The organism is Ensifer adhaerens, from assembly GCF_001270265.1.
GTDB lineage: Bacteria > Pseudomonadota > Alphaproteobacteria > Rhizobiales > Rhizobiaceae > Ensifer > Ensifer adhaerens_B.
This window is the reverse complement of record NZ_LGAP01000026.1, coordinates 16,797-37,815: the sequence shown is the minus strand read 5'-3', so window position 1 is coordinate 37,815 and position 21,019 is coordinate 16,797. Positions and strand designations below refer to the sequence as shown.

The window sequence follows — 21,019 nt, the reverse complement described above, 5'->3', positions numbered from 1 at the left end:
CTTGGCGAAGCGGCGGCCAAAAGCAAAAAGACCGGAACATTCCACTACCCCGGGGCGTTCCCGAACAGTACCGGGATAACAACAATGGCAACAGAGAAGCCCATCTATTCCCATCAGGACGACGATCCTCATCTGAAAGATGACGATCTGGCGGGCAAGGTTCTGCGCTTCATCCGCTACGCGACCTTCGTCGACACCACCGATATCTCGGTGATCGTGCTCGGCGAAATGGTCGTGCTATCGGGCCAGGTCCCAAGCGATTCCGACGTCGCCTGCGCCGGCGACGCGGCAAGATCGGTGATCGGCGTCACCAGCGTCGAGAACCGCCTGACGGTGAAGCCGGCCCAACCGTCATAACCTTTGTCGCACTTCGGCCTGACTACAAGCGGTTGTCGTTTTCTGCCTCGGCTGGTAAATGAAGGGCAGCGCCAACCAAAACGCGCAAGACTTCCTATGGAGACCGGAATGGGGACGACCGAATCAGCAACCAGGTAAGCCGCAACAACACTCACAATCGTTGTTGCGGCGTCTGTCCGGTCATTTCACACCACCGATAACAAGGCAGAGCGCCGCCGAATGTCATTCATTTGAGCGGATGTTCAATCGTGCCCAATCATAGATCACCAACCTGGAACCATTCGGTGCCGGCAGCACTTTTGCTGATGGCCCCCTTCGACATCCTCGCCTCATTGGCGATGGATATCTATCTGCCTGTCGTGCCTGACATGCCCGGCATTCTTGCCACAACGCCGGCGATCATCCAGCTGACGTTAAGCCTCTACATGATCATCCTCGGCGTCGGCCAGATCGTCTTCGGACCGGTTTCCGATCGCATCGGGCGGCGTCCGGTCCTCATCGGCGGCGCGCTGCTGTTTGCCGCCGCATCGCTGCTCATGCCCACCACCGCATCGGCTCCGGCCTTCCTCGCCCTCCGGCTGCTGCAGGCGATCGGCGCATCGGCAGCCCTTGTCGCGACCTTTGCCACGGTTCGCGACGTCTATGCGGAGCGGCCAGAGGGGGTGACCATCTACGGCCTCTTCAGTGCCATGCTCGCCTTCGTCCCGGCCCTCGGACCGATCGCCGGCGCGCTGATTGCCGGCCATTTTGGATGGAGAGCGATCTTCGTCACGCTTGGCGTCCTGGCAATCGCCGCCTCGGCGTACGCGATGCCGCGATGGCGGGAAACGCGGCCACTCGACGCCCAAGGTCAGAGGCGGTCCTTCGGTCCTATCCTTACGAACGGTGCGTTCTGGACCTACACGCTCGGCTTCAGTGCCGCGATGGGCTCGTTCTTCGTCTTCTTCTCGACGGCGCCGCGCGTGCTGATCGATCGGGCGGGTTACTCCGGGCTCGGCTTCAGCCTGGTCTTTGCGACGGCGGCCCTGGTGATGATCCTCACGACCCGCTTCGCCAAACGATTCGTGGCGCTCTGGGGCATCGCCGGCAGCCTCGCCCGCGGGATGGCGCTGCTCGTCCTTGGCTCGGTGCTGCTCATGGTCGGCCAAAGCGTGGCCGCACCGTCGTTCTGGACCTTCGTCCTGCCGATGTGGGTCATCGCCATCGGCATCGTCTTCACCGGCTCGGTCACGGCCAATGGAGCCCTCCAGGCTTTCGGCAACGTGGCGGGAACCGCCGTTGCCCTCTACTTCTGCATTCAGAGCCTGATTGTCGGGGTCCTCGGCACGCTGGCGGTCGTCTTCCTCGGAGGCGACACCGCCTGGCCATTAGCCGGCTACTCATCGGCTATGGCCATCGTTACGTTGACCGCCCTCGGTCTGCTGACAAGGCGGCGCGGGGCAGAAGCCTGATCCGATGAAAGCGCCGCGAGGCGCGCCGAGCCCATCGGCGCGCCTCGCGGCACCACTCGCCCTTCGGAGGCAGCGCGACTGGCAGAAAGGCGTATGTGAGACAAGCGCAGCAGCGATGATTGCCTCTTGACCTCGCCCCAGGGGCAAGCCCCACAGTCCCTGCCATGAGTGATTCTTATCTTCTTGCCGGCCGTTTCGGCGCGGCCACGCGACTGTCCCCGAAGGCACTGCGGCTTTACGCCGAACAGGGCCTGCTGGTGCCTGCCTATACCGATCCGGCCACGGGCTATCGCTACTATGCACCGGAGCAGGCCGCCCGGGCACGGATGATCGCGCGGCTCAGACGCCTCGGACTTCCGGTGGCGCGGGTCGCCCAACTGGTAGAGCTCGACGCGGAGAGCCGGCTTGTCGAATTGCGGTCCTGGCTCGACGCCCAATGCGAGCGGCTGACCGAGCAGACAGAGCTTGTGGAGGCGATCGCGCGGCAGACCGACGGTCGTGATGCTGAGCTGATCTCGAAAATTGCCGTACGCGAGGTTAAGGCCTGCAAGCTGATCACCTGCCAGCGACAGCTCGATATCGAGGCGCTCGATCCATTCATGGCGAGCGCCGAGGCGGATATCCGCGGTCACCTCCGCCGCTGCGGGATCGCCGGCGACGGCGTAATGACCGTGCATTTCCATGAAACCGTCAACCGCGACAGCGAGGGACTGGTGGAAGTCGCCATTGTCTATGAAGGCAGCATCGAGCCGGTCGACGATCTGCGCATCCGCCTTCAGCCCGCACGGCGCGAGGCGTTTCTGCCGGTGCCGGCGGCCTGCGAGAACTTCCCGCTGATCTTACGCGTCTACGACGCCATCGAAACCTGGCTGGACACGCGAAGCGACATCCATTGCGTCGGCAGCCCCTACGAAATCTATCCCGGCAGTACCGGCGCTTCCTTCGATGTCGCCTGCCCCATCACCTAGAGCGCTTCTGCCTTAAACAGAGTCGTGGAAACGCTCTATCTCTTTATTTTCAAGCATTTCCTGACGGAAAGCCGCTCCGCATTTTTCCTGAAAATGCTCTAACAGGACAGACGATCATGATGCATTTTTCCTATACGGGCTCCGGCCCCTATTGTTACGCAAACTCGTTTGCCATGATGTTCGGCGCGCAGGCACCCTCCACCGCGGCGATCGAATTTGCCACCGGCAGCCCGTTCGGCATGCAGCTGATCGGCGGTACCCTGCCGTTCTTCGACCCCTATGGCTGGGATCCGGAAGCCGGATTCGACGGCGCCCTTACGGCGCTCGGCTGGACATCGACGGTCAGCAAGGGTGGCGATGCGGACGACGCGCTTTCCCGCCTGCGCTCCGCACTCAAGGACGGGCCGGTCTGGATCGGCCCCGTCGAGATGGGGCATCTCCGGCACCAGCCGGGCATGAGCGGACCGATCGATGCCGACCACTATGTCGTGGTGCTCGACATGGACGAGGACAGCGTGCTGATGCACGACCCACAGGGTTATCCCTACGCGCGCCTGCCGATCGCCAACTTCATGGCCGCCTGGCGCGCCGACACGCTGAGCTATGGTGACGCCTATACGATGCGGACCGGTTTTACCCGTATCGCCGAGATGTCGGAGATCGAGACGATACGGGCATCAATCCCGGCTGCGATCCACTGGCTGTCGATGGAGACGGACCTGCCTGTTCCTCCGGGAACCCTTGGCAATGCCGAAGCAGCCGAAACGCTCGCCGCACGCATCGAGACCGGTTGCGACAAGGGACTACGCGCGCATCTGATCCACTTCGCCGTCCGTGTCGGCGCCAGACGGGCAGCCGATGCGGCCGCCTGCCTCGCACGGGCAGGTTACCAAGAGGCGGCCCGCATCGCAGACGAGCAGGCACGGCACATCGGCGCGATGCAGCACCCGCTGGTCGTGCGCAAGGATACTGCCGCGGCCGACGCCTTGCGCGCGCTTGCTCCGACCTACGACCGACTGAAGGCTGCGCTGGAAGACGGGCACTGAGGCGCGATCGATCGTTCGGGCCACGGCCGGCGTGTGGCTGCTCCCATGGTTAGACAGGCGGTTAGACGAGCAGCTCGGAAAAACTGCCTGCCCGCTCCGCGTTCTCGCACTTGAGCGGTTCGTAGTGCAAGCCGACGACGCCGTTGTCATAGGTATCCGCGCCCATCAACCGCAGATCATATCTTTGGGGAAGCTCACCGAACCAGGCAGAACCGGGGGACGTGACGGGATAAACGAAGAAGTGGAACGCATCGACGAGACCAAGTCCGATGACAGTCTGGGCGAGGCTGGCGCCGCCGGAGAGGTGAATATCGCCGCCCGGCTGCGCTTTCAGCTGCCGGAGATAGGCGGCAAGCGCCTCATCGTCTGCGGCGACGACCTGCTCGACATTGTTCCATTCGGTCGGCTTCTCGGACCCTGAACGCGTAAAGACCAGCTTGCGATAGTCGTTCATCCGCCGCGCCATCTTGCGGTTGGTTTCGGTTCCAACGTCTTCCGACAGGGCGCCCGGCCAATAGGACGCCATTTCCTCGTAGGTCACGCGCCCGACGAGCACGGTATCATAGGTGGCATAGAGCCGGTCGATCGCCCGGTACTGGTCGTCGCCGACACTGCCGATCCAGGCCAGCGGATCATCCAGGCGCCCGTTGAGCGTCATCATCATCTGCAGGACAATCTTGCGCATGCCCGCGCCTCCTCTACTGGGTTCTGCCCTCCACGAGCCGGGCGAGCTGCTCGATGACCGTGCCCCAGCCATCGTGGAAACCCATCTCCTCGTGCATGTTTCGGTCGGCATTGCTCTTGTGCATGACGTGGGCGGCATAGTCCGTGCCCTCAGGATGATCCTTGAGCGTGATGACCGCCGTCATGAAAGGGTTTTCGGCCGGGCGCCACCCCGCGACCAGCGAGTTGGTGAAGACGATGCGCTCGTGGTCGTCGACCGCTAGGAAGCAGGCATCCAGATGCGGCGCAAACGCGCCGCCGCCTTCACTGATCCGGGTGACGAAGGCGCCGCCCGGCCGCAGGTCCATCTCGACCACCTTGCATCTGGCCGGCGCCGGAACCCACCATTGCTCGAAGCTGGCAGGATCGGTCCAGGCATTCCAGATCACCGACCGCGGCGCCTTGATCAGGCGCGATATCGTCAGGTCGAGATCGGGATTGGCAGAGCGGATCATGTCATTTCTCCTTGTTCTCAGCGGATGTCACGAACTGCTCCAGCCGATCGGTGCGGCCTTCCCAAAGCGCGCGCTGCGCCGACATCCACGCTTCGATGGCGGCAAACCGGCCCTTCTCGATGGTGCATGTGCGCACCCTGCCCTGCTTCTCCGTGCGGATCAGCCCGTTGCCTTCGAGAAAGTGGATGTGTTTCATGAACGACGGCAGCGCCATGTCGAACGGCTTCGCCAGATCGCTGATACTGGCAGAGCCGCTGCCGAGCCTTGCCAGCACGGCGCGGCGCGTCGGATCAGCCAGGGCCTGAAAAATTCCGTCCAAAGGGTTCGAATACTGTTCCATAAGGCTAAGTATCACGCTGAAACACTTAGCGCAATGGATAACTATTTAGCCGCCACCAGCGCCGCACCGACGCCCGCGCGATCGCACGGACAAGCGCTGTGCACATCGGTGCTCTGGGGCCCGGAAGCGACAGTGCCGGAGCCAATTTGTCACACCGGGGCATCGCTTGATCTCAACCGTAGTTGAGGTTTTACAAAGGCGTCACGTTACAAAAGGGGGCCGACGTGAACCTCGAAAATCAAGTTGAGACTGAGACTGTAAGCACGCCGAGCATCATCGCAAGCATATTGGACGCACGCGCTTTCGACCTGCTGGCCCGGGTGCTGCTCACCCTCATCTTCTGATCGAGCGGCCTCGCCAAGCTGTTCGATTTCAGCGCCAACGTCGCCATCATGGAAGGGTTCGGCCTTTCACCCGGCTGGCTCGTCAACACCGCGACGCTCATCCTCCAGATCGGCGCCTCGCTAACGCCGCCTGCTAACGAGGATATCCGAGCCCAACTGGAGCGAATAGTTGGCAGCCCGGAAGTGGCGGACTGGCCGTCGCCGCCTTGACGGCACACGATGCAGAGCGGCGAGCCGCCCGTAAGATACCAGAGGTTACGGGTCTTACTTCCCGACATCGCGTAGTGTTCTTCCGTTCGGAGACCATGTCGTCATGATTAAAGGTCGGCGAATGCATGGAACCAATGGGAGGCATAGTTCGATGAAGAACGCAGCTCGAAAAGCGAAGCAGTTTACTGTGACAGCCCTTACGTCGGCGGCGCTGACGCTGATCATTGTGTCCGGGACGAGTGCGAGGGCTGGCGAGGCGGAGGCCAAGGGCCTGCTCAAGGCAATGTCCGACTATCTGGCGGGGCAAAAGGCCATTTCATTCGCCTACGATACCAATTTTGAGGTCGTCACCAAGGACCATCAGAAGCTGCTGCTGGCGAGCTCGGGCAAGGTTGAAATCGGCCGGCCAGACAAGTTCCGCGCCACGCGCTCCGGCGGATTTGCCAATGTCGAGATGACTTTCGACGGAAAGACCCTGACGCTGCTCGGCAAGGATGACAACCTCTACACGCAGGTCGAGGTGCCCGGGACAATCGATCATCTGATCGACGAGTTGAGAAACAAGTACCAAAGGCCCGTCCCTGGCGCTGATCTCCTCCTGACAAATGTCTACGAGGAGTTGATGCGTGACGTCATCGACGTGAAGGACCTTGGCAGCGGTGTGATTGGCGGCACCGAGTGCGATCATCTTGCGTTTCGGACCAAGGAAGTTGACTGGCAGATATGGATCGCACAGGGCGAGCAACCCTATCCCTGCAGATATGTCATCACTTCCACTCAGGTTGACCAAGGGCCGCAATACAGCGTCCAGATCAGCGACTGGAAGACCGGCACGGACGTCGTTGCGGAGGATTTCGGCTTTAAGAATTCGACTGACGCCAAGCAGGTCGACGACCCGAAGAAACTTGTAAACATCGATGAACTTCCCGATCACTTTGCCGTAGGAGGCACCAAATGACCGTGTCACGAAAACTGAAAATCGTTCTGCTGACCGGAATAGTCGGATTGTTCGGGCTGGAAGCTGGATCAGAGTTCTCGGTCCCGAGCTTATACAGCTTTGTCGGTACCGCCGAAGCCAGGGTCGGACGGCCGCTAACCCCCGTCAGTGTCGCCGGTGTGGCCCGGCGCACGGTACGGCGCTGCGCGGTCGGCGTGTATTACTGTTAGATTTGTGAAGCGGGGGCGCATCCAATGCCGCTGAGTGACAGTCATTACGGATGCTCGCGGTGGGCATTGATCGTAATGTGCATATTCCGGTGATGCCGGACGGCTATTCCATTCCGGCCCCTCCCACCGGACCACGCCCTCAAGCCTCCATAGCGGGCGTCAACAGGGACAGGATCAAAGCCCTGATGCGGCAGTGACCGGTTCAGCGATGTGCGGCCGGGGCCGAATAAGTCCAGCAAGAAATGTGGGGTAAAGCGTGGGGCGCACGCGCCAGCAAGTCGAAAACTTAAGTGATTTCAGCTGCTTCGAAATGGGAAAGATGGCGGACAGAGAGGGATTCGAACCCTCGATACGCTTTCACGTATACACGCGTTCCAGGCGTGCGCCTTCAACCACTCGGCCACCTGTCCATCCGTCAACAGCCGATGGTCATGCGGCTGGATGGGAAGGGCGAGGCCCTTCGTGTCATCCGGCGCGAACCGGCGGACGGGCGGGATATATACCGATGATTTGCCCGGGATCAACTGCTTTCTGACAGATTGTTGACATCTTGTGTAACTTGGCAGCGAACGGTTCGCCATTGCGCTTGTCGCACACGGGGCCTATCTCTTCCTGCGGCGTTGTTCGATGCCTCGCTTCGGGGGGCGACTGGACGCCACGCCATCTCGGATTGCTGCATTCTCCCCATCTCGCCGGCTGGCCCTGAAGGCGAACCGATGCCGCAAGACGGGAGCGACGGCTCTGCCTGGCAGGATGGAATTTGAGGAATGAGGGACCGATGCGTTTCGTGCTGAGACTGGCGAGCTTTGTGGTGCTGCTTGCGGCCGTCCTTGCCGGTGCTGTCGATGCCATCCAGTCCGTCGCCGCATCCGAGCTGATGATGACGTCGCTCGGCGACGATCTCGAAGCGCTCGGCGCCGACACGGCCAGCTGGGTGCAGTTCGCGCAGCGTACCGATACCGGGCCGACGCTCTGGCACTCGATGCTGCACTGGCTTTTGATGCAACCCGCCTTTGCGGTGCTGGCACTTCTCGCCCTTCTTCTGTGGATGGCCGGATACAAGAAGCGGCCGGCAGCCGGCCGCTTCGCCGCCTGACCATACCGGGGCGCTGCCCGCGTCGACGACAAGGAGTTTTAGTGATGTTCCTGATCGACATGTTCAACAAGAAGACCATCCTGCCCGACGCGCAGACGGCACTGCGCGGGCGCGAGGACGCCATTCCGACCGCCGCGACCCATTTTGTCTCCGGACACCCGTTGAAAGGCCCCTATCCCGAAGGCACGGAGAAGATCCTGCTCGGCATGGGCTGCTTCTGGGGCGCCGAACGGCTGCTTTGGAACATACCCGGCGTCTACGTCACGGCGGCCGGCTATTCCGGCGGCCTGACGCCGAACCCCACCTACCAGGAAACCACCACGGGGCTGACCGGCCACACCGAGGTGGTGCTGGTGGTCTACGACCCGAAGGTGGTTCCTTTGTCGAGCCTGCTCAAGACCCTCTTCGAAGAACACGATCCGACCCAGGGCATGCGCCAGGGCAACGATATCGGCACGACCTATCGCTCCGCCATCTATGTCTATGACGATGCGCAGCTGAAAGAGGCGAGGGCCGCGCGCGACACCTTTCAGGCCGCACTGAAGCGATCGGGTCATACCGGCAAGATCACCACCGAAATCGAAAAGGCCGGCCCGTTGTACTTTGCCGAGGACTACCACCAGCAGTATCTGGCGAAGAACCCGAGCGGCTATTGCGGCCTGCGCGGCACCGGCGTCAGCTGCCCGATCGGCGGCTGAATCGTTCTCGCGCTTTCCGGCCACGTGGCGAAAGCGGATAAACACAACCTCGGCGCCCGTGCCACACAGGCGCGGGCGCCGTCCCCAGTCTCAAAAGCGCAAGAGAACCGGTGCCTTACGGGCACTGGCAGCCCAGGCTTGCATTTTTACCATCCGAAAAATTTTGAGTGTTTTTTTTGCCGTGGCCGTGCAAGGATGCGCCACCCTAGCCCCAAGGAGAAGGGGGTGGGTTCCGCAGACAGGCTCCTTTTTCGGGGCCGGCGGGAGGACCCAATAAGATCAATAGCGACAACAGGGCTGCACGATGAAAAAAACCATTCTCGGTCTCTTTGCCTTTTCCATGATGTCCGCGACGGCTCTGGCCGCCGACATCAAGCCGGCCATCATTTACGATCTGGGCGGCAAGTTCGACAAATCGTTCAACGAAGCGGCCTTTAACGGCGCCGAAAAGTTCAAAACCGAATCGGGCGTCGAATACCGCGAGTTCGAAATCGCCAATGACGCACAGCGCGAGCAGGCCCTGCGCCGCTTCGCCAGCGACGGCAACAGCCCGATCGTCATGGCCGGTTTCAACTGGGCGGCCTCGCTCGAAAAGATCGCGCCAGAATATCCTGATATCAAGTTCGCGATCATCGACATGGTCGTCGAGAAGCCGAACGTCAAATCGATCGTCTTCAAGGAACAGGAAGGCTCCTACCTCGTCGGCGTTCTCGCCGGCCTCGCTTCGAAGTCGAAGACCGTCAGCTTCATCGGCGGCATGGACGTTCCGCTGATCCACAAGTTCGCCTGTGGTTATGTCGGCGGCGCCAAGTCGACCGGCGCCGACATCAAGGTCCTGGAAGCCTATACCGGCACGACGCCGGACGCCTGGAACGATCCGGTCAAGGGCGGTGAAATCGCCAAGTCGCAGATCGACCAGGGCGCGGATGTCGTCTATCACGCGGCTGGCGGCACCGGCGTCGGCGTCCTGCAGGCAGCTGCGGATGCCGGCAAGCTCGGTATCGGCGTCGACTCCAACCAGAACGGCCTGCAGCCTGGCAAGGTTCTGACCTCGATGCTGAAGCGCGTCGACGTCGCCGTCTACGAAGCCTTCACGGCTGCCAAGAACGACAAGTTCGAGTTCGGCATCTCCAACCTCGGCCTCAAGGAAGATGGCGTCGGCTACGCGCTCGACGACAACAACAAGGCCCTGGTCACCCCGGAAATGCACGATGCCGTGGAAAAGGTGAAAGCCGAAATCATCGCCGGCAAGGTCCAGGTTCACGACTACATGAGCGACGAAGCCTGCCCCTACTAAGGGCTTCCGACTGAGATCAGAAAGGCCGCCGTTCGCAGGAACGGCGGCCTTTTTTGTTTTTGCCTACGCTGATATCGCGCCTCAGTAGTGCGGCGGGCGGGTGATCGGAGGCGCATCGATCGATTGCTCCTCGAGGCTGAGGAATCGTTCCGTCAGCCGGTCGAGCTTTGCCCGCGTCTGCTCCACGACCTTCCATTGCTCGGCAAGCTGATCGGAAAGCTCTTCGATCGTCTTGGCCTGGTGAGCCACCGTCTCTTCAAGGCGGGTGACGCGGTCTTCGGCATTGTTCATTTCAGCTGCTCCGTCCTGTCGCGGCCATTCGGAAGGGCGACACATACAGCGCCGTGCGTCTTTTCAGACGCACAAAGGTCGCTGTAGCACTTTGAATCGCTGCATGTTTTTATCCTTAAATCAAATAGGATTTAAGGAAACATGCAGCAGGGAATTTGCCGGCAGATTGGCCAGCGGAGGTCCGCTGTCAAGAAGATTGCGCCTCAGGCCTTGGCCGTCGACCCTCGCGTCAGCGAAAATCCGGGATCGCTGGCCGACAGCCTCTTGTGCAGGTGCACCATCATGCCGGCGGCAAAGAGCGGCGTCAGCAGGTTGAGGAGCGGTACTGCCAGAAAGGCGGCAAGGAGCAGCCCGGCCAGAAACACGGTCGAGCGGTGCTTGGCACGGAATAGCCGGGCCTCCGCCGGCGACCGGTAGCGCATGGCGGCGAACTCGAAGAACTCCCGTCCCAGGAGGTAACCGTTGACGAGGAAGAAGGCGATCAGGTTGACGCCGGGCACGAGGAGCAGGAGCAGCGCCAATATGTTGCCGAGAATGACGACGCCGAGAAACTTGGCCGAGCCCACAATCGCTTCTCGGAGTGGCAAGGGCGTGCCGGCCGGCTCGTTCGGGTAGTCGCGCGCCTCGACCACTTCGGCGACATCATCAAGAAAGAAACCGGCGATCAGCGCCGTCACCGGCGCCAGCAGCAGGGCCAGCGCCAGCGCCAGCCCAAGGCTTGCGAAGATGCCAAGCACGAAGGTGAGCCAGCCGGCCCAGGCCGGCGTGCCGGGCATCAAGGCATCAAGCCATGGCAGGGCGAGCCAGACGAAAAGTTCGCGCAGCCCGAACCACAGCGCCGCCAACGCCAGGAGCGTCAGGCCGAGCACCTTCCAGAACACCGAACGGGTCTCCGGTGCAAAAAGATTGGCCAGGGAAAGCCGCGCCGCGTCCAATATCATCAAATGTCTCCAGTGCCGGGCAGGGTATGATGGGGCATGTAGGCAAACGCGCTCGCATCGACAAGGCAGGGCGGCCGGCAGTGTCTGCTTTCGGCAAAATTCCTGCGATGAAGACGGACGAACCGTGGCAAACGCCATGGGGAGCGATATGCTAGAACGAGGGCCTGCCCACGCGGACCGGCCGGACAGACGAGCCGCCCACCGGCGGCAAGCGGACAAGGGGAGAAAATGACCAGACAGAAAACGCTCGCCGGGCTTTCGGTACTCGTCCAGGAAGGCAAGCTCGACCCGGTCACGCTTGCCGAAGAAACGCTTGCCGGCATCGAGGCGCACGGCGATCAGACGATCTTCGTCGAGATCACCCGCGAACGCGCGCTGAAGGAAGCGGCGGCCGCCTCCGCCCGGCTTCGCGCGGGCCGGTCGCTCGGCCTGCTCGATGGCCTTCCGGTCGCCTGGAAGGACCTCTTCAACGTCAAAGGCAGCGTGACCACAGCCGGTTCCGTCGTCCTGCGGGAAGATCCGCCCGCCAGCAATGATGCCGTTGTGGTTGGCGCTATTGCCGGCGCCGGCATGGTCAGCGTCGGGCGAACCAATATGAGCGAGTTCGCCTTCTCCGGCCTCGGCATCAATCCGCATTACGGCACGCCGCACAATCCGGCCTCGACCGATGTCGAGCGCATCCCGGGTGGCTCCTCGTCGGGCTCGGCGGCAGCAGTCGCGGCCGGCCTCGTGCCGGCGGCGATCGGCACCGATACCGGCGGCTCCGTCCGCATCCCGGCGGCAATGACCGGTATCGTCGGCTACAAGGCGACGCGCGGGCGCTATTCGATGAAGGGCGTCTTTCCGCTTGCCGAAAGCCTCGATTCGCTCGGGCCCCTCTGCCATACGGTGCAGGATGCAGTCTGGCTCGATGCGGCCATGCATGGACTGACCGCCCCGGTGGTGCGCCGCGGAGAGATCGCAGGACTGTCGATCGTCATTCCTGAAACGGTGGTTTTTGACGACGCAGAAAGCGAAGTCGTCGAAGCCTTCGAGGATGCAGTGAAGCGGCTGGAAAAGGCCGGTGCCACAGTCACGCGGCGCGCCTTCCCGACGTTCAAGGCGGTGTTCGACCTGATGGAGCGTCACGGCGCGCTCGTCACCGCCGAGGCCTTCGCGCTTCACCGGGAGCGCCTGGCCGGCCCCGAGGCGGAGCGCATCGATCCGCGCGTCGTCGTGCGCACCAGGCTCGGCGAAAAAATCACCATGCCGGACTATATCGCGCTTCTCGATGCGCGCGACCAGTTGATCCACGAGACGGTCGAGAGCCTGAAGCCGGGCGAACTCATCGTGCATCCGACGTTGCCGCATGTCGCGCCGCCGCTGGCGCCGTTGCTTGCCGACGACGACCTGTTCTTTAGCACCAATGCCAAGACGCTGCGCAACACCTTGATCGGCAACTTCCTCGATTTCTGCGGCATCTCGATCCCCTGCGGCATCGGCGCCGGTGAAATGCCGGTCGGTCTGCAATTGGCAGCGCCGCACCATCAGGACGACCGGTTGCTCTCCATCGCCCTTGCCGCCGAAGCCGTGATCCGGGGCGCTGCATGATCGTCTGTTTCGATATCGGCGGATCGGCGATCAAGGGCGCGATCGTCCATTCGCGCGAACGGATCTTTCCGCTGCCGCGCCGCACGACGCCGCTCAACAATTTTCGCCAGTTCGTGCAGACACTCGAAGCCGTGCTCGACGAGGCCGGCGGCCACCCGGAATGCGTGGCGATCTCGATCACCGGCGTCATCGACCCGGAGACCCGCCGGATCAAATGCGCCAACATCCCCTGCATCGACGGCCGCGAACTGGTTGCGGAGCTCGAGAGCGCGCTGCACCTGCCGGTCAGGATCGCCAATGACGCCGACTGCTTCGCGCTTGCCGAGGCCGGCGCCGGCGCCGGTCGGGGCCACCGCATCGTCTTCGGGGCGATTCTCGGCACCGGCGTCGGTGGCGGGCTTGTGGTCGACGGCCAGCTGATCAACGCCGATGGCGGCTTTGCCGGCGAATGGGGCCACGGACCGGCACTTGCCGCGGAGGCGGGCGAGCCGCCGATTGCCATCCCGGCCTATGCCTGCGGCTGCGGCCAGCGGCGCTGTGTCGATACCGTCGGCGGCGCGCGCGGGCTCGAACGATTGCATGACACGGTGCACGGCAAGACCATGTCGAGCCACGAGATCATCGAGGCGTGGCTCATCGGCGACACGGAAGCGAAGCGCACCATCGAGATCCTTGTCGACCTCGTCAGCTCGCCGCTGGCGCTCGTGATCAATACGACAGGGGCGACGATCGTGCCGGTCGGCGGCGGCCTTTCCAACGTCGAGCCGCTGCTCGCCGAGATCGACCGGGCGGTTCGTAGCCGGATTCTGCGGCAATTCAAGCGGCCGCTGGTCGTGCGCGGCGAATGTCAGGTCGAGCCGGGCCTGATCGGCGCCGCGCTGCTCGGCCTTGGAGGAGAAAAGGCATGAACGGCATCGGTCTTGAAGTTTGTGTCGACGACCCTGACGGCCTTGCCGCAGCGATCGAGGGTGGGGCGGATCGGATCGAGCTCTGCGCGGCGCTTTCCGTCGGCGGGCTGACACCAACGGCCGGATTGATGGCGCTCGCCGCGCCGCCACGGGTACCCGTCTATGTCATGATCCGGCCGCGGCCGGGCGACTTCGTCTTCGGCGCCGCCGATCTCGACATGATGCGCCGGGATATCGATGCGGCGCGCGATGCCGGTCTTGCCGGTGTCGTGCTTGGCGCGTCGCTCTCCGATGGCCAGCTCGATGTACCCATGCTCAGAAAGCTGACCGGCCATGCCGCCGGCCTCGGCCTCACGCTGCACCGTGCCTTCGACCTGGTGCCGGATTTCACTGACGCGATCGAACTCGCTGTCGAACTCGGCTTCGAACGGATCCTGACGTCGGGCGGCGCCAGAAGCGCGCCGCAGGCGATCGAAAGACTTGCAGAACTTATCGAACTGGCCGACGGGCGCCTTTCGATCATGCCGGGCTCAGGCGTCACGCTCGATACAGTCGACGCGCTGCTTGCCCGACTGTCCGTCAGCGAAGTGCACTCATCCTGCTCGATTCGTGAGCCGGCTCACGATCCGCGACTGGTCGCCATGGGCTTCGTGACCGACGATCGGCGCCGGACGGATGTGGCGACCGTTCGGGCGATGAAGGCGCAGCTTTCAGAGAAGTAGAACGATCGTTCACTCTTTCAGTTCACGTCAAAGAAAAGGCCCGGCGATCATCTCCGATCGTCGGGCCTCGATTTTCCGCTATTGCCGAGATCAGGCGGCGTAGACCTGGTTGCCGCCGATCCAGGTCGATGCCATGGCAAGCTCTGGGGTCAGCAGCACAAAGTCGGCGTCCGCGCCGGGCAGAAGACGGCCCTTGTGCGAGGAGATGCCCATGGCGTCGGCGGGATAGGCCGATGCCATGCGAAGCGCTTCCTCGACCGGAAGCCTAAGCTTCTCGTGCACGAAGCGCACCGATGAGAGCATGTCGATATCGGCGCCGGCGAGCGTGCCGTCGGCCAGCGTCAGCCGGCCGCCGTGACGCAGGATCTCGCGGCCATTGAGCTCGAAGCTCGTCATATCCGTCCCGATCGGCGACATCGCGTCGGTCACCAGGAAGATCTGGCCCGGGCCGTTCTTGGCCCGCAGCGCCACGCCCATCGAAGCGGGGTCGACATGGTAGCCATCGGCGATCAGGCCCGCATGCAGAGTTCCGGTCGCAAGTGCTGCACCGACGACGCCCGGCTCGCGGTGGCCGAGGCCGCTCATGGCGTTGAACAGATGGGTCACCGTCCTCGCGCCGGCCTTGGCGTAGGACACGGCGGTTTCATAGCCGACATCCGTATGACCGAGGCTGACGACGGCGCCGGCGTCGGCGAGCGCCCGAACCTGCTCCTTCGTCGCATTTTCCGGTGCGACCGTGACCATGAGAATGCCGAGCGCCCTGGCGCAATCGAGCATCTCTTTCAGGTCGGCGTCGTCCATCGGCCGGATGAGCGCCGGATCATGCGCGCCCTTGCGGGCGACCGAGAGGTGCGGCCCCTCGAGATGCAGACCGAGGAAGCCGGGCACGCCAGCCGCCTTCGCCTGAAGGCCGGCGGCGATGGTCGCGGAACGCACTTCGCGTGTATCGGTGATCAGCGTCGGCAAAAGCGCCGTGGTGCCGAACTTCGCATGCGCCGAACAGATCTGGCGAATGCTTTCAAGCGTCGGTTGCGCGTTGAGCAGTGCCCCACCGCCGCCATTGACCTGAAGATCAATGAAGCCGGGTACCAGCAACAGGCCGTGCGCGTCGACGAACGTGGCATCGGCCGGCACGTCACCGGCGGCCACGATAGCCTTGACGCGACCGGTCTCGACCAGCAGGGCTGCGCCATCGTGCCATTCGATACCATCGAACAGGCGGGCGCCGATGATTGCCTTCTTCTCGGTCATCTCGTCTCCGTTACCTTCTTGAGGCTCGCCGGTGCGTCGGGGTTGAGGCCGCGCGAGCGCGACCAGGCTTCGACGAAGCCGTAGAACGGCAGGATCAGGGTCAGCGCGTCGGTGATCGGATGTCCGGTCTCAACGAACGGCAGACGCTTGGCCTTGCCGGCGCGGCTCGAGGTAATATGCACCACGGCGCCCTTCTCGGCCATGCCGTCGGCGATCTCGGCGACGGAACCTTCGGCCGCATCGCGCGCCGCAAGGGTCAGTACCGGGAACTTGGCACCGACGAGCGCGACCGGCCCATGCAGCACCTCGGCTGCGGAATAGGCCTCGGCATGCATGCCCGAGGTTTCCTTGAATTTCAGCGCCGCTTCGCTTGCGATTGCCAGCGCCGGGCCGCGGCCGAGCACGTAGAGCGATTCGGCCTCGCCGAGGTCGGCGGCGAACTCGTGCCAGTCAAGCTTCACCGCCTTGGCGAACTGGTTCGGCAGATCGGCAACGGCGCGCTGCAGCGCTGCGTCGCCGGTCCATTCGCCAAGAACGGCAAGGCCGGCGACGATCGAGTTGACGTAGGACTTGGTCGCGGCAACGGCGATTTCCGGGCCGGCGAGAATGTCGAGCGGATGGGTGCAGGCCTTCGAGATCGGCGACGGCAAGGTGTTGGTGAGCGCGATCGATACCGCACCCGCATCGGTTGCCGCCTGCGCCATAGCGACGATATCCGGGCTCTTGCCGGATTGCGAAATGGCGATTGCGGCAGCGCCGCCGAGCTTCAGCTTGGCGCCATAGATCGACGCGAGCGACGGCCCGAGCGAGGCGACCGGGCGACCGGCCTGCAGCTCGATCGCGTATTTCAGGAACAGGGCGGCATGGTCGGAAGAACCGCGCGCGATCGTCACCAGGAAAGCCGGGTCCTTGGCGCGCAGCGCTGTGCCGGCCTGCTTGAGGGCTTCGGACGAACGGTCGAGCAGTCGGGCGGCGGCTTCGGGGATCTCGTCGATTTCTCGGCGCATGTTGGTCTGCATGGTCAATTCCTCTCTTGCGGAGCGTCGGTCAGGATTCCGACAGGGTCAGTTCCGCGACAAAATCATAGGCATCGCCCCGGTAGAGCGAGCGGGTGAATTCGACGACGCGCCCCGATGCGAGATAGGAGACACGTTCGATGGAAAGGCCGGCAGAGCCGACGGCGACGCCGAGCATGGAGGCGTCCGGATCCTTGATGTTGCAGGCGGAGATGCGCTGCACGGCGCGGACCGGCCGGGAGCGGGTCTTGTCGAGCGCGGTATAGAGCGACGACGTGACGGCCTGCGGATCCGGAAGGAATTCGGCCGAGATACTCGCGCGCTCGATTGCCAGCGGCATGTCGTCGGCGATACGCAAACGCCCGAGCCTCGCCACCAGCGCGTCGGCCGGCAGGCCCAGCGCCATCATCTCGTCCGGCGACGGATGATAGAGGCCTCGTTCGAGCCAGCGGGCATGGGTGTTCAAGCCGCGGCGCGCCATGTCCTCGGTAAACGAGGTCAGCCGCGACAGCGATTGCTGCACCTTGGACACCGGTTTGACGACGAAGGTGCCGGAGCCGTGGCGCCGCACCAGTAAGCCGTCGCGCACAAGATCGTCGACCGCCTTGCGCACGGTGACGCGGCTGATATTGGCATAGTCGGCGAGATCGCGCTCCGGCGGCAAGGCGTCGCCGTGATTGAGCTTGCCCGATTGGATCGCGTCCTCCAGCGATTGCCGCAGCTTGAGATAGAGCGGCCCGGAGCCGCCCGCCTGCAGGCCTTCGAGCGGCAGAATGGCGGCGAGATGATCCGTCATGCGCCGACCTCCGAGCGGGAGCCGAAGCGCTGGGCAGCCAGCGCGACGGCACCGGTGAGCGCGTCGGCCTCGGCTTCGACGAAAAGCGGCTGGTGGCGTTCCGCAAGCCAGGGGTGATAGAGCGGCGCCAGGCCGCCGAGCAGGCAGAGCTTGCGCCCTCCCCGGGCGACCACGACGTCAAGCGCCTCGTCGACCGTGATCGCCGCAGTCTTCAGCAAGCGCACCGCGACCGGATCACCAGCCTGCGCAGCTTCGAAGACACGCGGGGCATAGCGACCGAACTCGCCTGGCTTTGCCAGACGCGCGAAATCGACGACATCACGCGGATCGTTCCTGAACTCGGCCAAGACGGAATCGGTCACCGGCGACGCCTCATGGATGCCATCAAAGGCAAGCAGGCTCTCCTGCAGAAGGGCATGGCCGATGCGTGCACCGCTGCCATGGTCACCAATCGTGAAGCCCCAGCCGCCGACATAGCTGATCGTGTCGCCCTGGCGCAGGATGTAGATGCTGCCGGTGCCGAGAATGGCGACGGCGCCGTCCTCGTTGCCGAGGGCGCCCTGCAGGGCGATCAGTCCGTCGGACTCGATCTCGGCCGCCGCAAAAGGCAGGCGCCTCTTTACATAGTGCACGGCGTCGCCAACGTTGTGCCCGGCCACGCCGACGATGGCACGTGCCTCGGCGATGCCGGATGGATCAAGACCGGCTTCTTCGAATGCCGCCCGTGCTGCGCCGGCGATATTGGCGAGTGCCGTTTCCGGATCCGTCAAAATGTTGGCTGCACCGGCCTTGCCGCGGCCGAGAATACGTCCATCCCCCGCAGCCACAGCCGCCCGGCAGCTTGTTCCGCCGCCATCGATTCCTATCAGGTAGTTTGGCATGAGCACCTCCGCATGCTGAAGATACCAAAAAAATACCAATAACCAAGTCCGAATTGGTCTCAACATCCAATTTTGAAATAATGCATTGAATAACAACGGATAATTTCAGCATTTGCTTTTTTCTGACGCCAAAATGTAATTTCTCCTAGACAATTGGTATTTTTTTGGCATTAATTCGCTCAGAGGAGACACAACCTATGCCTTCAGTGAAGACCGAAGAGCGTCACGACAACGCCAAAGGCCTGGATGTCATGCATCCGGCGCTCGCGCTTCGGCTGCTCGCGTCCGGGCAACAGGCGGCAGCAAAGGTCGTGGACGCCGCGATCGAACCGATATCCGCCGCCGCTGCCCTGGCTGCAGAAGCGCTTGGCTCCGGTAAGCGCCTCGCCTATGCCGGCGCCGGCAGCTCCGGCCTGATGGCCATGGCCGATGCGCTGGAACTTCCCGGCACCTACGGCATCCCCCAGGACCAGATCGTCATCCTGCTTGCAGGCGGCGCCGCCAGTCTCAGCGACCTCGCCGGCGGCTATGAAGACGATATGGACCTGGCGCGCGAAGACGTGCGCAAGGCCGGCATCACCGCCGGCGACTGCCTGATTTCGGTGTCGGCCAGCGGCTCGACACCCTACGCGCTGGCCGCAGCCGACGAGGCGCGCAAGCTCGGCGCCAAGGTGATCGCCGTCGCCAACAATCCGGGTGCCGCCCTTTTCAAGGACGCGGACGTCGCCATTCTGCTGCAGACGCCGCCGGAAGTCGTTTCCGGCTCGACGCGCATGGGTGCAGGCACGGCGCAGAAGATCGCCTTCAACATGTTCTCGACGCTCGTCGGCATCCATCTCGGCCACGTGCTCGACGGCCACATGGTCAATCTGCGCGCCGACAACATCAAGCTGCACGGCCGGGCGGTGCGCATCGTCACCGACATTACCGGCGTTAGCGCGTCTGAGGCCGGTCGGCTGATCAACGCCGCATCCGGCTCGGTCAAGATCGCCATCCTGCTGGCGTCGGGCGCGAAGGACGTGGCGACAGCCGAAGCGGCGCTCAACCAGACCAAACAGAATTTGCGCCAGGCGATCGATATCGTCGCGGCCTGACATAAACCTGGGATTCAAACCGCGCCAGAACGGCGCATATAAGAGGGAGAAGCTAAATGACCCATACGACTATCAAGGGCCTGCTGCTCGCGTCGAGCATTCTCGGCTCGGCCGGCCTGGCCCACGCGGAGGACGTCACCCTGACGATCGAAAGCTGGCGCAACGACGACCTGGCGATCTGGCAGGAAAAGCTGATCCCGGCCTTCGAAGCCAAGAACCCCGGCATCAAGGTCAAGTTCGCTCCGACCGCTCCGACCGAATACAACGCGGCGCTGAACGCCAAGCTCGACGCCGGCTCGGCTGGCGACCTGATCACCTGCCGCCCGTTCGACGCCTCGCTCGAACTCTACAACAAGAAGCACCTGGCTGACCTGACAGCGCTTCCGGGCATGGAGAATTTTTCGCCGGTCGCCAAGTCGGCCTGGACGACGGACGATGGCTCGGCCACCTTCTGCGTGCCGATGGCTTCGGTCATCCACGGCTTCATCTACAACAAGGACGCCTTCGACCAGCTCGGCATCCAGATCCCGACGACGGAAGCGGAATTCTTTGCGGCCCTCGACAAGATCAAGGCCGACGGCAACTACATCCCGATGGCGATGGGCACGAAGGACCTCTGGGAAGCCGCGACCATGGGCTACCAGAACATCGGCCCGACCTATTGGAAGGGTGAAGAAGGCCGCGCCGCGCTGATCAAGGGCGAGCAGAAGCTGACCGACGATGCGTGGGTCGAGCCCTATCGCGTTCTCGCCAAGTGGAAGGACTACCTCGGCGACGGTTTCGAAGCCCAGACCTACCCGGACAGCCAGAACCTGTTCACGCTCGGCCGCGCGGCGATCTATCCGGCCGGCTCGTGGGAAATCGGCCTGTTCAACACCCAGGCCCAGTTCAAGATGGGCGCCTTCCCGCCTCCGGTTAAGAACGCCGGCGACGCTTGCTACATCTCCGACCACAACGACATCGGCGTCGGCCTCAACGCCAAGAGCGCCCATGCCGAAGAAGCCAAGAAGCTCCTGACCTGGATCTCGTCGCCGGAATTCGCCGACATCTACGCCAACGCGCTGCCGGGCTTCTTCAGCCTGAACTCGACCGCCGTGAAGATGGCCGATCCGCTCGCTCAGGAATTCGTTTCCTGGCGCGAAAAGTGCAAGCCGACGATCCGCTCGACCTACCAGATCCTGTCGCGCGGTACGCCGAACCTCGAAAACGAGACTTGGGTCGAATCTGCCAACGTCATCAACGGCACGGATACGCCTGAGGTTGCTGCCGAAAAGCTGCAGAAGGGTCTCGACGGCTGGTACAAGCCGGCAAAGTAAGCGCAACTGGTTCCCTCCCCTTCAAGGGGAGGGTCGGCCCTACGGCGCCGCGCGTCCTGTC

Annotated in this window: 23 protein-coding genes and 1 tRNA gene; 14 read left to right on the top strand and 10 right to left on the bottom strand. The window is 63.2% G+C overall.

Features of this window, described 5'->3' with window-relative positions:
• Positions 1-84 precede the first annotated feature (84 nt).
• The 4 genes from AC244_RS26680 to AC244_RS26665 all read left to right on the top strand — a co-directional run bounded on the left by AC244_RS26680 (position 85) and on the right by AC244_RS26665 (position 3,822).
• Entirely contained in the window at positions 85-357 is a 273-nt protein-coding gene (locus tag AC244_RS26680) for a BON domain-containing protein (protein ID WP_053251852.1), read from the top strand.
• A 248-nt stretch (positions 358-605) separates the two neighbouring features.
• On the top strand, positions 606-1,808 hold the full coding sequence (cml, locus tag AC244_RS26675; RefSeq protein ID WP_053251851.1) for a CmlA/FloR family chloramphenicol efflux MFS transporter: 1,203 nt from the start codon (positions 606-608) through the stop codon (positions 1,806-1,808).
• 164 nt (positions 1,809-1,972) lie between these two features.
• Entirely contained in the window at positions 1,973-2,776 is an 804-nt protein-coding gene (locus AC244_RS26670) for a MerR family transcriptional regulator (RefSeq protein WP_053251850.1), read from the top strand.
• A gap of 116 nt (positions 2,777-2,892) precedes the next feature.
• Complete coding sequence (locus tag AC244_RS26665) at positions 2,893-3,822, top strand: hypothetical protein (protein ID WP_053251849.1); 930 nt, start codon at positions 2,893-2,895, stop codon at positions 3,820-3,822.
• A 61-nt stretch (positions 3,823-3,883) separates the two neighbouring features.
• Here the strand turns inward: AC244_RS26665 and AC244_RS26660 are convergent, their stop codons facing one another.
• Genes AC244_RS26660 through AC244_RS26650 form a run of 3 tightly spaced genes read right to left on the bottom strand, consistent with a single transcriptional unit; the run spans position 3,884 to position 5,340 of the window.
• A complete protein-coding gene (locus AC244_RS26660) occupies positions 3,884-4,507 on the bottom strand; it encodes a dihydrofolate reductase family protein (RefSeq protein ID WP_053251848.1) in 624 nt (207 codons plus the stop codon).
• Between the two features lie 13 nt (positions 4,508-4,520).
• On the bottom strand, positions 4,521-5,000 hold the full coding sequence (locus AC244_RS26655; RefSeq protein ID WP_053251847.1) for an SRPBCC family protein: 480 nt from the start codon (positions 4,998-5,000) through the stop codon (positions 4,521-4,523).
• Position 5,001: 1 nt separating this feature from the next.
• Positions 5,002-5,340 (bottom strand): ArsR/SmtB family transcription factor, encoded by a 339-nt coding sequence (locus AC244_RS26650; RefSeq protein WP_053251846.1) that lies wholly within the window; start codon positions 5,338-5,340, stop codon positions 5,002-5,004.
• Positions 5,341-6,045: 705 nt separating this feature from the next.
• Between AC244_RS26650 and AC244_RS26640 the strand changes: the two genes are divergently transcribed.
• Together AC244_RS26640 and AC244_RS38325 are read left to right on the top strand one after the other, a co-directional pair.
• Positions 6,046-6,852, top strand: a complete 807-nt coding sequence (locus AC244_RS26640; protein ID WP_053251844.1) for a DUF2092 domain-containing protein — start codon at positions 6,046-6,048, stop codon at positions 6,850-6,852.
• Positions 6,849-7,061, top strand: coding sequence for a hypothetical protein (locus AC244_RS38325; protein WP_082367150.1), 213 nt, complete (start codon positions 6,849-6,851; stop codon positions 7,059-7,061). The genes AC244_RS26640 and AC244_RS38325 overlap by 4 nt, the downstream gene beginning before the upstream one ends.
• Before the next feature lie 320 nt (positions 7,062-7,381).
• On the opposite strand, the gene AC244_RS26635 is transcribed toward AC244_RS38325, so the two are convergent.
• Positions 7,382-7,471 (bottom strand) — tRNA-Ser (locus AC244_RS26635).
• Between the two features lie 368 nt (positions 7,472-7,839).
• On the opposite strand from AC244_RS26635, the gene AC244_RS26630 reads away from it, so the two are divergent.
• The 3 genes from AC244_RS26630 (at position 7,840) to AC244_RS26620 (ending at position 10,152) form a co-directional block, all read left to right on the top strand.
• Positions 7,840-8,157, top strand: a complete 318-nt coding sequence (locus tag AC244_RS26630) for a hypothetical protein (protein WP_053251843.1) — start codon at positions 7,840-7,842, stop codon at positions 8,155-8,157.
• Positions 8,158-8,201: 44 nt separating this feature from the next.
• Positions 8,202-8,855: a peptide-methionine (S)-S-oxide reductase MsrA gene (gene msrA / locus AC244_RS26625; RefSeq protein ID WP_053251842.1), complete on the top strand. Its 654-nt coding sequence runs from the start codon at positions 8,202-8,204 to the stop codon at positions 8,853-8,855.
• Between the two features lie 304 nt (positions 8,856-9,159).
• Positions 9,160-10,152, top strand: coding sequence for a BMP family lipoprotein (locus tag AC244_RS26620; protein ID WP_053251841.1), 993 nt, complete (start codon positions 9,160-9,162; stop codon positions 10,150-10,152).
• Between the two features lie 81 nt (positions 10,153-10,233).
• Here the strand turns inward: AC244_RS26620 and AC244_RS26615 are convergent, their stop codons facing one another.
• Complete coding sequence (locus AC244_RS26615) at positions 10,234-10,443, bottom strand: SlyX family protein (protein ID WP_025425461.1); 210 nt, start codon at positions 10,441-10,443, stop codon at positions 10,234-10,236.
• Positions 10,444-10,646: 203 nt separating this feature from the next.
• Positions 10,647-11,384, bottom strand: coding sequence for a sulfate transporter family protein (locus AC244_RS26610; protein WP_053251840.1), 738 nt, complete (start codon positions 11,382-11,384; stop codon positions 10,647-10,649).
• A 228-nt stretch (positions 11,385-11,612) separates the two neighbouring features.
• Between AC244_RS26610 and AC244_RS26605 the strand changes: the two genes are divergently transcribed.
• The 3 genes from AC244_RS26605 to AC244_RS26595 are packed head-to-tail and all read left to right on the top strand — an operon-like array spanning position 11,613 to position 14,604.
• Positions 11,613-12,974, top strand: a complete 1,362-nt coding sequence (locus AC244_RS26605; RefSeq protein WP_053251839.1) for an amidase — start codon at positions 11,613-11,615, stop codon at positions 12,972-12,974.
• A complete protein-coding gene (locus AC244_RS26600) occupies positions 12,971-13,882 on the top strand; it encodes an ROK family protein (RefSeq protein WP_053251838.1) in 912 nt (303 codons plus the stop codon). The genes AC244_RS26605 and AC244_RS26600 overlap by 4 nt, the downstream gene beginning before the upstream one ends.
• Complete coding sequence (locus AC244_RS26595; protein ID WP_053251837.1) at positions 13,879-14,604, top strand: copper homeostasis protein CutC; 726 nt, start codon at positions 13,879-13,881, stop codon at positions 14,602-14,604. The genes AC244_RS26600 and AC244_RS26595 overlap by 4 nt, the downstream gene beginning before the upstream one ends.
• A gap of 90 nt (positions 14,605-14,694) precedes the next feature.
• Here the strand turns inward: AC244_RS26595 and nagA are convergent, their stop codons facing one another.
• From nagA to AC244_RS26575, 4 genes are read right to left on the bottom strand one after another with little or no spacing between them, the layout of a single operon-like run.
• On the bottom strand, positions 14,695-15,855 hold the full coding sequence (gene nagA / locus AC244_RS26590) for an N-acetylglucosamine-6-phosphate deacetylase (RefSeq protein WP_053251836.1): 1,161 nt from the start codon (positions 15,853-15,855) through the stop codon (positions 14,695-14,697).
• Entirely contained in the window at positions 15,852-16,874 is a 1,023-nt protein-coding gene (locus AC244_RS26585) for an SIS domain-containing protein (RefSeq protein ID WP_053251835.1), read from the bottom strand. The genes nagA and AC244_RS26585 overlap by 4 nt, the downstream gene beginning before the upstream one ends.
• A gap of 28 nt (positions 16,875-16,902) precedes the next feature.
• Complete coding sequence (locus tag AC244_RS26580; protein WP_025425454.1) at positions 16,903-17,667, bottom strand: GntR family transcriptional regulator; 765 nt, start codon at positions 17,665-17,667, stop codon at positions 16,903-16,905.
• A complete protein-coding gene (locus AC244_RS26575; RefSeq protein ID WP_053251834.1) occupies positions 17,664-18,548 on the bottom strand; it encodes an N-acetylglucosamine kinase in 885 nt (294 codons plus the stop codon). Before AC244_RS26575 ends, AC244_RS26580 begins: the two co-directional genes overlap by 4 nt.
• Before the next feature lie 197 nt (positions 18,549-18,745).
• Here AC244_RS26575 and AC244_RS26570 point away from each other — a divergent pair, with 197 nt between their 5' ends.
• Together AC244_RS26570 and AC244_RS26565 are read left to right on the top strand one after the other, a co-directional pair.
• Positions 18,746-19,642, top strand: a complete 897-nt coding sequence (locus AC244_RS26570) for an N-acetylmuramic acid 6-phosphate etherase (RefSeq protein ID WP_053251833.1) — start codon at positions 18,746-18,748, stop codon at positions 19,640-19,642.
• A gap of 56 nt (positions 19,643-19,698) precedes the next feature.
• Positions 19,699-20,958, top strand: a complete 1,260-nt coding sequence (locus tag AC244_RS26565) for an ABC transporter substrate-binding protein (protein WP_053251832.1) — start codon at positions 19,699-19,701, stop codon at positions 20,956-20,958.
• Positions 20,959-21,019 lie beyond the last annotated feature (61 nt).

Bases quoted from the DNA above. Each gene is read 5' to 3' on its own strand.
- msrA (WP_053251842.1), top strand. From the start codon at position 8,202: ATGTTCCTGATCGACATGTTCAACAAGAAGACCATCCTGCCCGACGCG.
- AC244_RS26655 (WP_053251847.1), bottom strand. From the start codon at position 5,000: ATGATCCGCTCTGCCAATCCCGATCTCGACCTGACGATATCGCGCCTG.
- AC244_RS26580 (WP_025425454.1), bottom strand. From the start codon at position 17,667: ATGACGGATCATCTCGCCGCCATTCTGCCGCTCGAAGGCCTGCAGGCG.
- AC244_RS26575 (WP_053251834.1), bottom strand. From the start codon at position 18,548: ATGCCAAACTACCTGATAGGAATCGATGGCGGCGGAACAAGCTGCCGG.
- AC244_RS26620 (WP_053251841.1), top strand. From the start codon at position 9,160: ATGAAAAAAACCATTCTCGGTCTCTTTGCCTTTTCCATGATGTCCGCG.
- AC244_RS26610 (WP_053251840.1), bottom strand. From the start codon at position 11,384: ATGATATTGGACGCGGCGCGGCTTTCCCTGGCCAATCTTTTTGCACCG.
- AC244_RS26670 (WP_053251850.1), top strand. From the start codon at position 1,973: ATGAGTGATTCTTATCTTCTTGCCGGCCGTTTCGGCGCGGCCACGCGA.
- AC244_RS26585 (WP_053251835.1), bottom strand. From the start codon at position 16,874: ATGCAGACCAACATGCGCCGAGAAATCGACGAGATCCCCGAAGCCGCC.
- AC244_RS38325 (WP_082367150.1), top strand. From the start codon at position 6,849: ATGACCGTGTCACGAAAACTGAAAATCGTTCTGCTGACCGGAATAGTC.
- AC244_RS26665 (WP_053251849.1), top strand. From the start codon at position 2,893: ATGATGCATTTTTCCTATACGGGCTCCGGCCCCTATTGTTACGCAAAC.
- nagA (WP_053251836.1), bottom strand. From the start codon at position 15,855: ATGACCGAGAAGAAGGCAATCATCGGCGCCCGCCTGTTCGATGGTATC.
- AC244_RS26680 (WP_053251852.1), top strand. From the start codon at position 85: ATGGCAACAGAGAAGCCCATCTATTCCCATCAGGACGACGATCCTCAT.
- AC244_RS26570 (WP_053251833.1), top strand. From the start codon at position 18,746: ATGCCTTCAGTGAAGACCGAAGAGCGTCACGACAACGCCAAAGGCCTG.
- AC244_RS26565 (WP_053251832.1), top strand. From the start codon at position 19,699: ATGACCCATACGACTATCAAGGGCCTGCTGCTCGCGTCGAGCATTCTC.
- AC244_RS26600 (WP_053251838.1), top strand. From the start codon at position 12,971: ATGATCGTCTGTTTCGATATCGGCGGATCGGCGATCAAGGGCGCGATC.
- AC244_RS26640 (WP_053251844.1), top strand. From the start codon at position 6,046: ATGAAGAACGCAGCTCGAAAAGCGAAGCAGTTTACTGTGACAGCCCTT.
- AC244_RS26595 (WP_053251837.1), top strand. From the start codon at position 13,879: ATGAACGGCATCGGTCTTGAAGTTTGTGTCGACGACCCTGACGGCCTT.
- AC244_RS26630 (WP_053251843.1), top strand. From the start codon at position 7,840: ATGCGTTTCGTGCTGAGACTGGCGAGCTTTGTGGTGCTGCTTGCGGCC.
- AC244_RS26650 (WP_053251846.1), bottom strand. From the start codon at position 5,340: ATGGAACAGTATTCGAACCCTTTGGACGGAATTTTTCAGGCCCTGGCT.
- AC244_RS26605 (WP_053251839.1), top strand. From the start codon at position 11,613: ATGACCAGACAGAAAACGCTCGCCGGGCTTTCGGTACTCGTCCAGGAA.
- AC244_RS26660 (WP_053251848.1), bottom strand. From the start codon at position 4,507: ATGCGCAAGATTGTCCTGCAGATGATGATGACGCTCAACGGGCGCCTG.
- AC244_RS26615 (WP_025425461.1), bottom strand. From the start codon at position 10,443: ATGAACAATGCCGAAGACCGCGTCACCCGCCTTGAAGAGACGGTGGCT.